The sequence below is a fragment of the Methylosoma difficile genome, from assembly GCF_054657615.1.
In genome coordinates, this window is the sequence record NZ_BAAHYJ010000002.1 from 323,740 (window position 1) to 337,654 (window position 13,915).

13 protein-coding genes and 1 tRNA gene are annotated in these 13,915 nt (G+C 49.2%); 9 read left to right on the plus strand and 5 right to left on the minus strand.

Annotated features, from left to right (window positions below; genetic code table 11):
• Positions 1-25 precede the first annotated feature (25 nt).
• The gene (gene greA, locus ACYQ1O_RS06985) at positions 26-502 is read left to right on the plus strand and encodes a transcription elongation factor GreA (protein WP_459990943.1); all 477 of its coding nucleotides are present in this window, start codon (positions 26-28) and stop codon (positions 500-502) included.
• 52 nt (positions 503-554) lie between these two features.
• Here greA and yhbY read toward each other — a convergent pair whose 3' ends face one another.
• Positions 555-827 carry a ribosome assembly RNA-binding protein YhbY gene (gene yhbY, locus ACYQ1O_RS06990; protein WP_459990944.1) on the minus strand — a complete coding sequence of 91 codons (273 nt, stop codon included), beginning with the start codon at positions 825-827 and terminating at the stop codon, positions 555-557.
• Between the two features lie 47 nt (positions 828-874).
• Between yhbY and rlmE the strand changes: the two genes are divergently transcribed.
• The 8 genes from rlmE (at position 875) to ACYQ1O_RS07030 (ending at position 8,055) form a co-directional block, all read left to right on the plus strand.
• Positions 875-1,492: a 23S rRNA (uridine(2552)-2'-O)-methyltransferase RlmE gene (gene rlmE / locus ACYQ1O_RS06995; RefSeq protein ID WP_459990945.1), complete on the plus strand. Its 618-nt coding sequence runs from the start codon at positions 875-877 to the stop codon at positions 1,490-1,492.
• 152 nt (positions 1,493-1,644) lie between these two features.
• Positions 1,645-3,564 (plus strand): ATP-dependent zinc metalloprotease FtsH, encoded by a 1,920-nt coding sequence (ftsH, locus tag ACYQ1O_RS07000; RefSeq protein ID WP_459990946.1) that lies wholly within the window; start codon positions 1,645-1,647, stop codon positions 3,562-3,564.
• A gap of 165 nt (positions 3,565-3,729) precedes the next feature.
• The gene (gene glmM / locus ACYQ1O_RS07005; RefSeq protein WP_459990947.1) at positions 3,730-5,070 is read left to right on the plus strand and encodes a phosphoglucosamine mutase; all 1,341 of its coding nucleotides are present in this window, start codon (positions 3,730-3,732) and stop codon (positions 5,068-5,070) included.
• A gap of 55 nt (positions 5,071-5,125) precedes the next feature.
• Positions 5,126-5,881 carry a triose-phosphate isomerase gene (tpiA, locus tag ACYQ1O_RS07010; RefSeq protein WP_459990948.1) on the plus strand — a complete coding sequence of 252 codons (756 nt, stop codon included), beginning with the start codon at positions 5,126-5,128 and terminating at the stop codon, positions 5,879-5,881.
• A gap of 6 nt (positions 5,882-5,887) precedes the next feature.
• A complete protein-coding gene (secG, locus tag ACYQ1O_RS07015) occupies positions 5,888-6,424 on the plus strand; it encodes a preprotein translocase subunit SecG (protein ID WP_459990949.1) in 537 nt (178 codons plus the stop codon).
• Between the two features lie 16 nt (positions 6,425-6,440).
• A tRNA-Leu gene (locus ACYQ1O_RS07020) sits at positions 6,441-6,525 on the plus strand.
• Between the two features lie 349 nt (positions 6,526-6,874).
• Entirely contained in the window at positions 6,875-7,603 is a 729-nt protein-coding gene (locus tag ACYQ1O_RS07025) for a DUF3581 domain-containing protein (protein ID WP_459990950.1), read from the plus strand.
• A gap of 71 nt (positions 7,604-7,674) precedes the next feature.
• Positions 7,675-8,055 (plus strand): group II truncated hemoglobin, encoded by a 381-nt coding sequence (locus ACYQ1O_RS07030; RefSeq protein ID WP_459990951.1) that lies wholly within the window; start codon positions 7,675-7,677, stop codon positions 8,053-8,055.
• A gap of 49 nt (positions 8,056-8,104) precedes the next feature.
• Here the strand turns inward: ACYQ1O_RS07030 and ACYQ1O_RS07035 are convergent, their stop codons facing one another.
• The 4 genes from ACYQ1O_RS07035 to ACYQ1O_RS07050 form a co-directional block, all read right to left on the minus strand.
• Entirely contained in the window at positions 8,105-8,599 is a 495-nt protein-coding gene (locus tag ACYQ1O_RS07035; protein WP_459990952.1) for a YkgJ family cysteine cluster protein, read from the minus strand.
• A complete protein-coding gene (locus ACYQ1O_RS07040) occupies positions 8,586-11,699 on the minus strand; it encodes an efflux RND transporter permease subunit (protein WP_459990953.1) in 3,114 nt (1,037 codons plus the stop codon). Before ACYQ1O_RS07040 ends, ACYQ1O_RS07035 begins: the two co-directional genes overlap by 14 nt.
• Positions 11,696-12,805, minus strand: a complete 1,110-nt coding sequence (locus ACYQ1O_RS07045) for an efflux RND transporter periplasmic adaptor subunit (protein WP_459990954.1) — start codon at positions 12,803-12,805, stop codon at positions 11,696-11,698. Before ACYQ1O_RS07045 ends, ACYQ1O_RS07040 begins: the two co-directional genes overlap by 4 nt.
• Positions 12,806-12,885: 80 nt before the next feature.
• Entirely contained in the window at positions 12,886-13,713 is an 828-nt protein-coding gene (locus ACYQ1O_RS07050; protein ID WP_459990955.1) for a MipA/OmpV family protein, read from the minus strand.
• Positions 13,714-13,915 lie beyond the last annotated feature (202 nt).

Consider the following 13,915-nt stretch of genomic DNA (forward strand, 5'->3'; position numbering starts at 1 on the left):
GTATAAAAAACGGGAGTTATATTTAATGAGTAAAGTACCTTTGACTGTCGCTGGCGCAACCAAACTGCGCGAAGAGCTAGAAGAATTAAAAACAGTGACGCGTCCGCGCATCATCAACGCCATTTCCGAAGCCAGGGCGCATGGCGATTTAAAGGAAAATGCCGAATACCACGCCGCTAAAGAGCAGCAAAGCTTTGCCGAAGGCCGCATTGCCGAAATTGAAGGCAAGTTGGCTAATGCACAGATTATTGACGTGACCAAAGTGGATGCCAACGGCAAGGTGGTGTTTGGTGCAACCGTTGAGATTGAAGATATAGGATCAGAAAAACGTGTCACTTACCAAATTGTGGGTGAAGACGAAGCCAATATCAAAGAAGGTCGTATTTCTATCGGCTCGCCCATTGCCAGGGCGTTGATTGGCAAGGAAGTTGAAGATATTGTGACGGTTAAGGCACCGGCAGGTAATGTGGAATACGAGATTATTGCTGTCCATTACGTATAAAAGGTTAAAAAGCGCGAGACACTCGTTGTCTTGCGCCTTTTGTCCAATGTTTTTATTTGCCTTTATTGGGGTTTAATCGGTAGATAACGGCAACTTGACCTATCCCTTGAATAAGTTCAGCTTTGCTTGCTTGGCAAATACCTTCAATTATTTCTTTACGTTCATCACGTTCGGCACGAACTTTAATTTTAATCAGCTCGTGGACACTGAGCGCGATGTCAATTTCAGCCAGAACGGCTGGGGTCAGCCCTGCCTGACCGATCATCACAACGGGCTTTAGTTCGTGGGCGGCGGTTCGTAATTGTTTTTTATCTGTTGGCTTCACACTTTTTCCTAAATCAAAACCGTAAATTCTACACAAATTAAGGCGATATGGCGCGCAGTAAAAGCAGTAACCGTTGGATGCAGGAACATTTCGATGACGAATACGTCAAACTTGCCCAAGCGCAGGGCTACCGCTCGCGCGCAGTTTTTAAGTTAAAAGAAATTCAAGAGAAAGACCAACTGATTAAGCCAGGGATGAATGTCGTCGACTTGGGGGCTGCACCGGGAGGTTGGTCGCAGCTTGCCAGGCAATTGATGGCGAAAAAAAACAAGTTGGTGGCATTGGATATTTTGCCGATGGATGTACTGGAAGATGTCCATTTTATCCAAGGCGATTTCCGCGAAGAAATGGTGTTCAACCAGCTTTATGAAGTCTTGGCGGGTGAGCCTATCCATTTGGTGATGTCCGATATGGCACCGAATATCAGTGGCAATAAGTCGATCGACCAGCCATCAGCCATTTATCTCTGCGAGTTGGCGTTAGATACAGCCAAATCGGTTTTGGTCAGGGATGGCGCGTTTCTGGTCAAAGTGTTTCAAGGTGAAGGTTTCGAAGCTTTTCACCGCGAAGTACAGCAAAACTTTGCCAAAGTCGTCATCAGAAAGCCCAAAGCCTCCAGGCCAAGAAGCAATGAAGTTTATATTTTAGCCAAAGGCTTTAAATGAGGTTGCTGCATCCCAATATAGGCAATGTCTGGAAATGATGATATATGGTAAATGACGAATAAATTACATTAGTCAGTAAAGTAGTCCTGATATAATCGGGTCAGTTTTTAAACCAGGTGCTGTAAATAGCCGGGGCGTGTAAGTTGAATGATATGTTAAAAAATATAATCTTGTGGGTCGTCATCGCCGTTGTGCTGATGTCGGTTTTTAATAATTTTGGCCCTCAAGGCGAGCGGGCGGATTCTTCGCTTTCTTATTCGCAATTCATCGAATCGGTTAAGGCTGGCCAGGTTCAGCAAGTCATGATTGACGACCACGTTATCAAAGGCAAAATGCAAGGCGGGCAAGTATTTAAAACCTATGCACCTAACGATTTGCACTTGGTTGATGACCTGTTGGCCAATAATGTTGAAATCAAGGCCGTGCCACCCGAACAACCCTCATTAATCATGCAATTGCTGGTGTCATTTGGCCCCATGTTGTTATTGATTGCTGTTTGGGTGTTTTTCATGCGGCAAATGCAAGGCGGTGGCGCAGGTGGTCGTGGCGCGATGAGCTTTGGCAAAAGCAAAGCACGCATGTTGGAAGAAAACCAAATTAAAGTCACGTTTGCCGACGTGGCGGGCTGTGACGAGGCTAAGGAAGAAGTGTCGGAAATGGTCGATTTCTTAAAAGACCCTGCCAAATACCAACGTTTGGGTGGAAAAATTCCGCGTGGCGCATTGATGATCGGCCCTCCTGGCACAGGTAAAACCTTGTTGGCAAGGGCTATTGCCGGTGAAGCGAAAGTGCCATTCTTTACCATTTCGGGTTCCGATTTTGTCGAAATGTTTGTGGGTGTTGGCGCGTCACGTGTCCGTGACATGTTTGAGCAAGCCAAAAAGCACGCACCTTGCATTATCTTTATCGACGAAATTGATGCAGTAGGCCGTCAGCGTGGTGCTGGTTTAGGTGGCGGTAATGATGAGCGCGAACAAACCTTGAACCAATTGCTGGTTGAGATGGACGGTTTTGAAGGCAATGAAGGCATTATCGTCATTGCTGCCACCAACCGTCCTGACGTATTGGACAAAGCTTTGTTGCGTCCAGGTCGCTTTGACCGCCAAGTGACGGTGGGCTTGCCTGATGTCCGGGGCCGTGAACAGATATTGGGAGTGCATTTAAAGAAAGTACCTGCTGCCGATGATGTTGAAGCCAAATATATTGCTCAAGGCACATCCGGTTTTTCGGGTGCGGATTTGGCCAATTTGGTAAACGAAGCCGCTTTGTTTGCTGCCCGTATGAACAAACGCGTAGTCAGCATGGTTGATCTTGAAAAAGCCAAAGACAAGCTGATTATGGGCGCTGAACGCCACACGATGGTCATGGGCGACAAAGAAAAACGCATGACAGCTTATCACGAAGCAGGCCATGCTGTTGTCGGCAAACTGGTGCCTGAACATGACCCTGTTTACAAAGTTAGCATCATGCCCAGAGGCCGCGCCTTGGGCGTAACCATGTTCCTGCCCGAAAAAGATCAGTACAGTGCCAGCAAGCAAAAACTGGATAGTATGATTTCCAGCTTGTACGGTGGACGTATTGCCGAAGAAGTGATTTTCGGCTGGGAGCAAGTCAGTACAGGTGCTTCCAACGATATTGAGCGGGCGACTGAGCTGGCGAGAAACATGGTGACTAAGTGGGGTTTGTCGCAACGTTTAGGGCCATTGTCGTACAGTGAAGAAGAAGGTGAAGTCTTCTTGGGCCGTTCAGTCACCCAACACAAATCAGTTGCAGAAGAAACTTCGCATACCATTGATGAAGAAATCCGCTCCATCATTGACCGTAACTACCAACGTGCAGAGCAAATCATCAAAGACAATATCGACATCCTTCACGCCATGTCCGATGCGTTAATGAAATACGAAACCATCGACAAGTATCAAATCGATGATTTGATGGCGCGCAAACCGGTTAGGGCGCCACAAGGCTGGGATGACATGCCACCGCGTGGTGGAGTCAGCGTTGATGATTTCAAACCCAAAGATGATAAAAAAACTGACGGTTCTTTAGGTGCAACTGCTCAACAGGGCTAGTGTGAATCTACGTTAAGTTAAAAGGAGAGGTGTCCGCACCTCTCCTTTTTTTATATCCATTTCAAGCGATCTTATGTTTTAGAAAAGGCTGTTTTTAATCTTTTTTGAAGTTGAAAGTTAATTTCATGATATTGATATTTAATGGGGATAATGGGTTTTATATAAATGACTAGAAAATATTTTGGCACGGATGGAATTAGAGGCAAAGTAGGAGATGCGCCAATTACCCCAGACTTTTTTTTAAAGCTAGGTTGGGCTGCCGGACGAGTGTTTGCTGAAGAAGGTAACGATTTTGTGCTGGTGGGTAAAGATACCCGAATTTCTGGTTACATGTTCGAATCGGCAATTGAGTCAGGACTGACCGCCGCAGGTGTGAACACGCGTTTGTTGGGCCCCATGCCTACGCCAGGTATTGCCTATTTGACCCGCACACTTCGTGCTCAGGCAGGTATCGTCATTAGCGCGTCGCATAACCCTTATTACGATAATGGCGTTAAGTTTTTCTCCGTTTTAGGCACTAAATTACCTGATGAAACCGAACGTAAAATTGAAGAATATATCGATTCGCCGATGGTGACAGTAGAATCTGCAAAACTGGGTAAGGCTAAGCGCGTGGTTGATGCGGCGGGCCGTTACATTGAGTTCTGCAAAGCCAGCATCCCCACCCGCTACGATTTTGCTGGTATAAAAGTTGTCGTCGATTGCGCCCACGGAGCCACCTACCACATTGCCCCGCCTGTTTTTAGCGAAGTCGGCGCGGAAGTGATTGCCATCGGCGTAGAACCCAACGGCCTTAATATTAATGATGATTGCGGCGCGACCAAGCCTAAATTGCTTTCAGAAACTGTATTGGCTAACCAAGCCGATTTGGGTATTGCCTTAGATGGCGATGGCGACCGTCTAATTATGGTTGACCATAAAGGCGAAGTCGTCGATGGTGACGAACTGATCTACATCATTGCCAAATCCCGGCTTGAAGAAGGTGCAATGAAAGGTCCTGTTGTCGGTACGCTTATGTCTAATCTTGGCATGGAAAAAGCGCTGGCAACCTTAGGCTTGTCTTTGTTACGGGCCAAAGTTGGGGATCGTTATGTGTTAAAAATGCTTAATGAACATGGCGGCATTATTGGCGGTGAAAACTCAGGCCATATCATCTGCTTGGATAAAACAAGCACAGGTGACGGTATCATTTCCGCCTTACAAGTGATGGCGGAAATGCAAAGAAGCGGCAAGTCGCTCCATCAATTAAAAAGCGATATGCAAAAATATCCGCAAGAATTGGTCAACGTTAGGGTTGCCAAAAAAGTCAACGTTGCTGACTACCCTGGTATTTATAAGGCCGTGCAAGCTGTCGAAACCCAGTTGGGCGATAAAGGCCGTGTTTTGCTCAGAACTTCGGGTACAGAGCCGTTGATCCGTGTGATGGTCGAAGGTGAAGACTCTTATCTCGTCAAACAATACGCCAATGAATTGGCTGATACCGTTAAAAGCGAAATAGAAGCTTGAACAAAGCCATAATAGGCTATATCATTGGCGGTTTTATTCTATACGAGGAGCGATAATGCGTCAGTCACTGGTCATTGGAAATTGGAAAATGAATGGAACTCGTGAAAGTGCAAAAGCACTGGCACAAGGTATCATTGCAGGCCTAGGTTCAAGCAGCGCAGAGTTGGCAATTTGTGTTCCTTATATCCATATTGCCGACATCAGCGCATTGGTTAACGGCACAGCACTTGGTTTGGGTTCGCAAAACATTGCAGACAAAGCATCAGGCGCATATACCGGCGAAATTTCAGCCAGCATGTTGAGCGAATTTGGTTGTAAATACGCGCTTGTCGGCCATTCCGAAAGACGCAGTTATTACGGCGATACTGACGCATCAGTTGCTGCCCGTTTCTGCCAAGCTCAAGAAAAAGGCATTATTCCTGTTTTGTGTGTTGGTGAAACCCTTGAAGAGCGTGAGCAAGACAAAACCTTTGCTGTCATCAACGAGCAATTGGATGCGGTTATCAGTGCAGCAGGCATTGCCGCATTCAGTAAAGCTGTTATTGCTTATGAACCTGTCTGGGCAATTGGTACGGGCAAAACAGCAACGGATGAACAAGCACAAGAAGTGCATCATTACATCCGCCAATACATTGCCGCTAAAGACCAAAGCATTGCCGAAAACTTACAGATCCTTTACGGCGGCAGCGCTAAACCAGACAATGCCCAAGGCTTGTTTGCCATGCCAGATATTGATGGCGGCTTAATCGGTGGGGCTTCCTTAGACGCGGAATCCTTTTTAAAGATTTATAATTCTACAAAAGCAGTTTAGATTTTCATGTATCAAGTAATCATAGTAATTCATGTGCTGTTGGGCTTGGGCATCATTGGTTTAATCATGATGCAACAAGGCAAAGGTGCAGATGCAGGTGCATCTTTCGGCTCAGGCTCTGCCGGTTCAGTTTTTGGTGCGCAAGGTGCAGCGTCGTTCCTGTCAAGGACAACCGCCATTTTAGCAACATTGTTTTTTATAACGAGCTTAGGATTGGCATTTTTGGGCGGTAAAAAAGGTCAGTCTACTGATTTGATGGCACCTACAGCTGCCCAGGAAGAACAACTGAGTATCCCTGTAACGCCAGATGTTGCTACGCAGAAAATGGAGAACCTGATTGTCGACCAATTAAAAACTCAAATTCCTGCGGCACCCGCAGCAAGCGATGTTAAAGGATCTCAGGCAATTCCAGAAAAAGCGGTTACGGCAACAGAAGCACCGGCGGATATCCAACCCACTGTCGTGCCTAAAGCTGATGAAATAAAAACAGTAGAAGAAAAAACCGCTGTTCCTGAAAAGGCTAAAGAACCAGCCAAAAAGTAGTCAGTTACAAGTTTAAGCCGATGTGGTGAAATTGGTAGACACGCCATCTTGAGGGGGTGGTGACGAAAGTCGTGCCGGTTCAAATCCGGCCATCGGTACCAACAACGGGATTCATAACCCACGAGAATAAACCCGCTAGCCAAGTGCCTTCGCGGGTTTTTTATTGCCTAAAAAATATAATTCCCTCCTTGTTCATTACTCCAAAATAGATCAAATTGTGATGGTAAACAGAATCGTTAGTAATGGTTGAGTTGGAATTTTCCTAAATATTTTAGAAGGAATATTAAGCCATACGATTTGGTTTGAGTTTTGGTAGTGGTAAAAAATTAAGTGATTGCACGAAAGAGGAGTCAAAAAACATGTTTTTTGATGGGATCTTTGAAAAACAACATCACGTTGATTTTTACCATTACCTGAGTTTTTAGTTCATTGGTATTGATAAGTAATAATATGTTTTTAAAAGATTTTTATAGTGTTTTTGATGGAAACCTTAGTATTGCTGCCGAAAAGGCCAGTATGTTTGCCAAAGAAGTCGCCCGGGATTTCAATCCCTTACACGATGTTGATTCAAAGCGTTTTTGCGTGCCTGGCGATTTGTTGTTTTCTTTAGCCCTAGAGAAATATGGTTTAAGCCAAAATATGCATTTTATATTTTCGGGCATGGTAGGACATGATGTCTTGCTGAATTTTCCTGATACAGATGCCGAGCAAATTGATGTTACCGACAATCAAGGCAAAACCTATTTGCAGGTTGAGCGTTCTGGAAGTGTGAGCCGCGATCCCGCACTCATAGAAAGTTTTATTCGTGATTACGTGGCGTTTTCCGGGCAAAATTTCCCTTACGTGCTGGTGCCATTGTTGGCTCAAGAAAATGTCATGTTTAACATCAGCCGCCCCTTGGTTATTTATGAAAGCATGACCCTGTCATTCGACCATCTTAATTTCCAGCAAGCATCAGTAGTCATGCAGGAACCGAAAATAGAAGTCAATGGCAAACGTGCTTCGGCTTTTCTGTATTTCCAAATCAAAGCGGGAGAAGAGATTGTTGGCTCAGGCTTTAAAAAATTGGCAATCAGCGTACCAAGTGCTTATGAAGCTGAGCCTATGCAGGTATTTGTCGATGAATATTTATCTAGGAAAAACGAGTATTTGGCGAATTTAGTGCCAGTCAGTAACTAAATATCGGTGATTTGGTAATGTCATTAATTAGCCGCTATCAACAACTTATCCATTTTACAAAGCAATTTGCAATGACAACCCGAACACCTTACGGCGCAATGGGCGGTGAACAAGCCATCCTAAACTTGGTCGACCGCTTTTACTACTATATGGACACATTACCCGAAGCAGCAGGCATTCGCGGCATCCATCAGGCCGACCTTTCTTCCGCTAAAGACAAATTGTTCAAGTTTCTGTCAGGGTGGCTAGGTGGCCCCAATTTGTTTATTGAAGAATTTGGTCACCCTATGCTGCGCGCCCGCCACCTGCCGTTTGCCATTGGCGAATCTGAACGGGACCAATGGATGTTGTGCATGAATAAGGCGATTGCGGATACGCCGATGGATGCTCAACTGGAAACCAATCTCCGCAATGCGTTGCAACAATTGGCAACGCATATGATTAATCAATAAGTTGCCCGCCTTTCTTGCTGATGCTAAGAAAGGCAAGCCATCGGGTGCATTAGCCCATCCACTCTGCAAACCATTCGGTCAACTCACGGGTTTCGCCCAAAGGCTGTAAACGGCGATCGATAGTATCGTGGTTGCCCCATACCACACCGACCCAATCGCCGTTGGTTTCGCGCGTTTCAATGTCTTTACAGTAAAGCCCTTTGTCGCGCTGTACGTAAAATCCATAAGTGCGGCATGCGACAGGGCGGTGGGCATAAACTCGACATGCGCCTTGGCTAAGGTCTAGCATCGGACAAACAACAGGGCGAGATGTCTGCTGCGCCAATGCGGTGATTCCTTGGGCAACTTCTTTAAACACCTCTGTAGGCAAAGCTGCCAAACCTTCGCGTAACAGCAACCATTCTGCGGAAGTTAAGCTGGGGATTTCCGCAAGTCGTCTGCAGCAACCATCACAGCCTTGTCGGCATAACCAATCGGGATAGTTATCGCGGATGTTTTTCACCCGCGCATCAATATCGGAGTGGAGTTGCTCAAGTGCGTTCATGGTGTTTTCCAATTTCTTTTCCTTTCGCATCACCCAGCCATCGCCCTATTTTAAAGATCGCGGTATTCAAATCATCCAAATAAGTATATGCCACCGGAATCACCAGCAAGCTTAGTAAAGTAGAGGTGACCAAACCACCAATCACCGCCACCGCCATCGGGCTGCGGAAAGACGCATCCGCTGCACCCCAGCCCATGGCAATCGGCAACATACCTGCACCCATCGCAATCGTCGTCATGATGATGGGGCGGGCGCGTTTGTGGCAGGCGTCCAGCAAGGCATCCAAGCGGTTTAAGCCGTGGTCGCGGCGGGCGACGATGGCGTATTCGACCAGCAAGATGGAGTTTTTAGTGGCAACGCCCATCAGCATAATCAAGCCAATTAACGACGGCATGGAAAAGCTTTTGTCCGCCAGCAACAAGGCGACAAAACCGCCGCCGAACGACAAGGGCAGGGCGACCAAAATGGTGATCGGTTGCAGGAAGTCTTTAAACAACAACACCAGAACGACATAAATGCACAACACGCCGATCAGCATCGCCACACCAAAACTGGTGAACAGCTCGATCATCATTTCGGCATCGCCGACGTTAATTTGCTGAACGCCTGCGGGTAGCGATTGGATACTGGGCAGTTTTTGTACGGCGGTGGCGACATCACCCAGCGGCAAATCCGATAGTTCAATTTCAAAATTGACGTTACGGGCGCGGTCATAGCGGTCGATGACTGCTGGGCCGCTGGACAATGACAAATCAGCGACTTGACTGACCATCACCGGCCCCATGCCCACTTTGCTGGACGGTACGGCAAGACGCTCCAATACCGACAAATCGCGTCGCCCTTCGTCGTTAAGCTTGACCATCATCGGCACTTGCCGCTGCGCCAAGTTGAACTTAGGCAACGATATATCGTAATCTCCGACAGTGGCGATACGCAGGGTTTCGGCGATGGCGGCGGAAGTGACACCCAAATCGGCGGCGCGGGCAAAGTCGGGGCGCACGGCGATTTCCGGCCTGACCAACGATGCGCTGGAGGCGATATTGCCTAGGCCGTGGATGGTGCGTAAGTCTTTTTCAACCGCGCGGGCGGCTGCGGACAAGGTTTGCGGGTCTTCGCCGCTCAGCACCAAAATGTATTTTTCGCCCGACGCACCCAAGCCGACTTTGGTACGCACGCCCGGCAAGTTTTCCAAGGCTTTGCGGATGTCTTGCTCGATGGCTTGTTTACGCACCGGACGGTCTTTGCGGTCTGCCAATACCAAGGTCAGCGTGGCTTTGCGGACTTCACTGCCGCCTTGGCTTGCCATCGGGTCAGAACCCGCCGAACCCGCGCCGATGGTGGTGTAAATGTTTTTCACATACGGCACAGCGGCGATCAATTGCCGCGCCTTTTCGGCTGCGGCATTGGTTTGCGCTAGCGTCGCCCCTGGCGGCAATTCGACAAACGCTTGGCTTTGCGGATTGTCATCGGGCGGGATAAAGCCTTTCGGCAACAACGGAATCAACATGATTGAACCGACAAAAAACGCCAAAGCACCCGCAACTGTCAGTAGACGATGGCGCAAACACCACGCCGCCCAGTGCAAATAATGGCGCATCACCGCGCTGTCTTTTTCTTCTTGATGACCGCTGTTTTTCAGCATATACGCCGACATCATTGGCGTGAGCATTCGCGCCACCACCAGCGAGGCCATAATCGCCAGCGAAGCTGTCCAGCCGAATTGCTTGAAGAATCGTCCGGCGATACCGCTCATAAACGCGGTCGGCAAAAACACCGCCACCAAAGCAAAGGTGGTGGCAACCACTGCCATGCCGATTTCATCCGCCGCTTCCATCGCCGCTTGGTAAGGGGTTTTGCCCATGCGTAAATGCCGGACAATATTTTCCACTTCCACAATCGCGTCATCGACCAAAATGCCCACCACCAAAGACAAGGCCAATAAGGTGACGACATTCAAGGAGAAGCCAAAATAATCCATGCCGATAAACGCCGGAATGGTCGATAACGGCAAGGCCACGGCGGAAACAAATGTCGCCCGCCAATCGCGCAAAAACAGCCACACCACCAATACCGCCAAAGCCGCGCCTTCGTAAAGCAAGGACATCGAGCCACTGAATTCTTCCTGCACGGGGATGACAAAGTTGAAGGCTTCGTTTAACTCAATATCGGGGTTGAGCAAGCGCAAGTCCGCCAAGGTTTTTTGCACGCCCGCGCCGACTTCCACCTCACTCGCACCACGGCTGCGGCTGACTTCAAAACCCACCACGCGTTTGCCGTTGTAAAACGCCAAGGAACGCGGTTCGGCAATGCCGTCGGTAATATTAGCCACTTGGTCGAGACGGATACGCCGTCCGTCCGCCAAGGAAATTTCCATCGGTCGCAATTCTTCCACTGATTTCACGTTCGCTAGCGTCCGCACGGGTTGCTCGCCGCTGCCCAAATCGGTACGACCGCCGGAGCTTTCTTGCTGGATTTGCCGCAATTGTCGGGAAATGTCCGCCGCCGTCGCGCCCAAGGCTTGCAGCTTGACCGGATCAAGGGCAATGGTGATTTCACGGCTCACCCCGCCGACGCGTTTGACCTCGCCAACCCCCGCCACCGCCAGCAAGCGTTTGGTGATGGTGTCGTCCACAAACCACGACAAGGCTTCTTCATCGCGCTGGTTGGAGGCGACGGTAAAGGCAAAAATCGGCGTGGAGGCCATATCCAACTTATTGACGATAGGATCGCGCAAATCGCCCGGCATATCGGCACGGACTTTACTGACCGCCGAACGCACATCGTCCACCGCCTCTTGCACAGGTTTTTCCAAACGGAATTGCACAGTCAGGTTAACACTACCGTCTTTGATGGTGGTGGTGATGTGTTTTAAGCCTTGCAAGGTCGCCAGCGAATTTTCAATTTTACGGGCGACATCAGTTTCCAATTGCCCCGGCGATGCCCCCGGCAAACTGGCGTTGACGATGACGGTCGGTAAATCTAAGTCAGGAAAGTTTTGCACTTTCATGGCTTTAAAGCTCATCAAGCCGCCAACGCTGAGCAGCAAGAACAGCATTAACGCCGGAATCGGGTTACGGATACACCAACTGGAGACGTTCATGGTTGCACCACCTTAACAGTATCGCCATCCGCCAAAAACGCCGCGCCGCTGGCGACTAAGCGGTCGTCAGCTTGGATGCCTTCGAGAATTTCGTACTGATCGCCCATGCGCCGCCCCAGCTGCACTTTCACTTGGCTGACGCTGGCTTGATCGCCATTAGATTTGCCTAGCTTGAATACATAACTAAAACCTTCGCGCAACGACAAAGCCGTTTGCGGAATGGTCAGGGCAGGGCTGCTGCCCAAGGTAAACTCGCCTTGCGCGAACGTGCCAGAGCGCAAGCCGTGGCGGGTGGCATCGGGCAAATCGACGTAGACTAAACCGTTGCGGCTTTGCATATCTAAGGTGGGCGCGAGCAAACGCACTTTACCCGTGGTTTGTGCGACATTGGGAATATTGATAGTGACGGCGACACCTGCGTGCAGTTTCGCCATTTCCGCCGCCGTCAATTCCGCGCGCCATTCCAAACGGTTTTGCCGGATCAGCCGGAACAATTCCTGCCCCGGCGTAGCGACCGCACCCAAAGTGGCGTTGCGGGCGGAGATTATGCCGTCATCGCTGGCGACCACGCGGGTATGTTTTAGCCGCAGTAATTGGCTGTCCAATTGCGCTTTGGCAGATTGCACTTTCGCCTCGGCGGTTTTTTCGCTGGTCAGGTATTGCGCGGTTTGCTGTGCACTTAATACCCCAGAACCCGCGACTTTACGCGCACTGCCTGCGTTTAACCGTGCTTCGCTTAAATTAGCCTCGGCTTCCGCCAACGCCGCTTTGGCTTGGGCGACATCCGCCGCCACACTGTCATCGGCAAACACCGCCAACACTTGACCTTTGCGGACCGTTTCGCCCACTTGCACCCGCACCTCCGCCAAACGTTGGTCGCTGATTTCCGCGCCGATAATCGCTTCCTGCCAAGCGGCGATGGAACCGTTTGCGGATAAAGTCAGCGGAATGGTTTGTTGGCTAGGTTGCACCACCGTCACACTCAACGCCGGACGGCTGGCGGCTGTACCATCGGCGGGTTTATCGTCGCTGTAGCCGATAGGGCTGACCGTCACCAACGCCAAACAAGCCGTGGTGATTAAGGCGAGGGAGTTGCCGTGTTTCATGAATATCTCCGATTAAATAAGGAAGGGAGCGCGGGCCTCTTGCCCGCAAAGGCGACCAATAGGATCGCGCTCCGTTACGGTCAGTTGTTCCAATCGGTTCGATAACCGAAGGCAAGCCCTACACTGGCTTGGTTGGCATCGCCGCGTTCTTGGATAAGCGGCGAGTTCGCAATATCACTGTCTAGGCGGTCATAACCTGCAAATAACGTGACCGCCAGTTTTGCTGTAATCGGCATGACCGCTGAGCCACCAATCCCGTAAGACACCAAGCCCGCCTCGCCCTGATGTTGAGCGAGTCCTGACCGTTGCGACTGGCTGGCGGAAATGCCGAAAAAGGTGTTGACGTAATCATCGCCCGCAAAGCTAAGGCGTGGGCCGATGCTAAAATTCAAAGGTCCTAAACGTTTAAAATAATTGACATTCAAGTCGCCAACAAAGCTGTCATAACCGCCGAAACTTTGGCGTAATTCCACCCGCGAACGGATTTGGGCATAGGTGTACTGTGCGAAACCACCTGCTTCCCCCGAAGTGTCAATATCGCCTAAACCTTTAAGTCCGTCCGAGTTTCCGGCTACCAAAAAAGGCGAGCCACCTTGTTCTTCACGACGACCAAAGCGGATTTTTACTAAAGGCCCCACTTTCCAACTGGGGGTATTGATGACGTTATAGCCAAGGCCATCACGCACTGAAAAAAATAACTTATCTTGGTAATTAAGCCGAATATCGGGGTAAACCGACAACGCGTAATCTTTAGAACCTAAAAATGCCGGACTATAAACAGGTGCTAAACCTAGCGTTAATGTCCAATCTTTAGCGGGCGGCGGGCCGTATGAATCGCGTGCCGCAACTGACAAAGGGACTATCAATACAAGACCAGCCACGCTGGATATTAAAAATTTACGGGTCATAACAAATCCTCATGAAGACTGGCGAAAAGGCGAACGGTTAAAAATGACAGCATCCTTTTTGTTTCAATTTGATGCGAAGCGGGCGTTTGGGAACGTGCATCAAAGGAGCGCGGGCATCTTGCCCGCAAAGTGGCGACCAAAATCATATAGTTCCCACGCTCTGCGTGGGAATTCATCCTGTAACGCTCCGGCGTTACGGGAC

Bases quoted from the DNA above. Each gene is read 5' to 3' on its own strand.
- greA (WP_459990943.1), top strand. From the start codon at position 26: ATGAGTAAAGTACCTTTGACTGTCGCTGGCGCAACCAAACTGCGCGAA.
- rlmE (WP_459990945.1), top strand. From the start codon at position 875: ATGGCGCGCAGTAAAAGCAGTAACCGTTGGATGCAGGAACATTTCGAT.
- ftsH (WP_459990946.1), top strand. From the start codon at position 1,645: ATGTTAAAAAATATAATCTTGTGGGTCGTCATCGCCGTTGTGCTGATG.
- glmM (WP_459990947.1), top strand. From the start codon at position 3,730: ATGACTAGAAAATATTTTGGCACGGATGGAATTAGAGGCAAAGTAGGA.
- tpiA (WP_459990948.1), top strand. From the start codon at position 5,126: ATGCGTCAGTCACTGGTCATTGGAAATTGGAAAATGAATGGAACTCGT.
- secG (WP_459990949.1), top strand. From the start codon at position 5,888: ATGTATCAAGTAATCATAGTAATTCATGTGCTGTTGGGCTTGGGCATC.
- ACYQ1O_RS07025 (WP_459990950.1), top strand. From the start codon at position 6,875: ATGTTTTTAAAAGATTTTTATAGTGTTTTTGATGGAAACCTTAGTATT.
- ACYQ1O_RS07030 (WP_459990951.1), top strand. From the start codon at position 7,675: ATGACAACCCGAACACCTTACGGCGCAATGGGCGGTGAACAAGCCATC.
- ACYQ1O_RS07035 (WP_459990952.1), bottom strand. From the start codon at position 8,599: ATGAACGCACTTGAGCAACTCCACTCCGATATTGATGCGCGGGTGAAA.
- ACYQ1O_RS07040 (WP_459990953.1), bottom strand. From the start codon at position 11,699: ATGAACGTCTCCAGTTGGTGTATCCGTAACCCGATTCCGGCGTTAATG.
- ACYQ1O_RS07045 (WP_459990954.1), bottom strand. From the start codon at position 12,805: ATGAAACACGGCAACTCCCTCGCCTTAATCACCACGGCTTGTTTGGCG.
- ACYQ1O_RS07050 (WP_459990955.1), bottom strand. From the start codon at position 13,713: ATGACCCGTAAATTTTTAATATCCAGCGTGGCTGGTCTTGTATTGATA.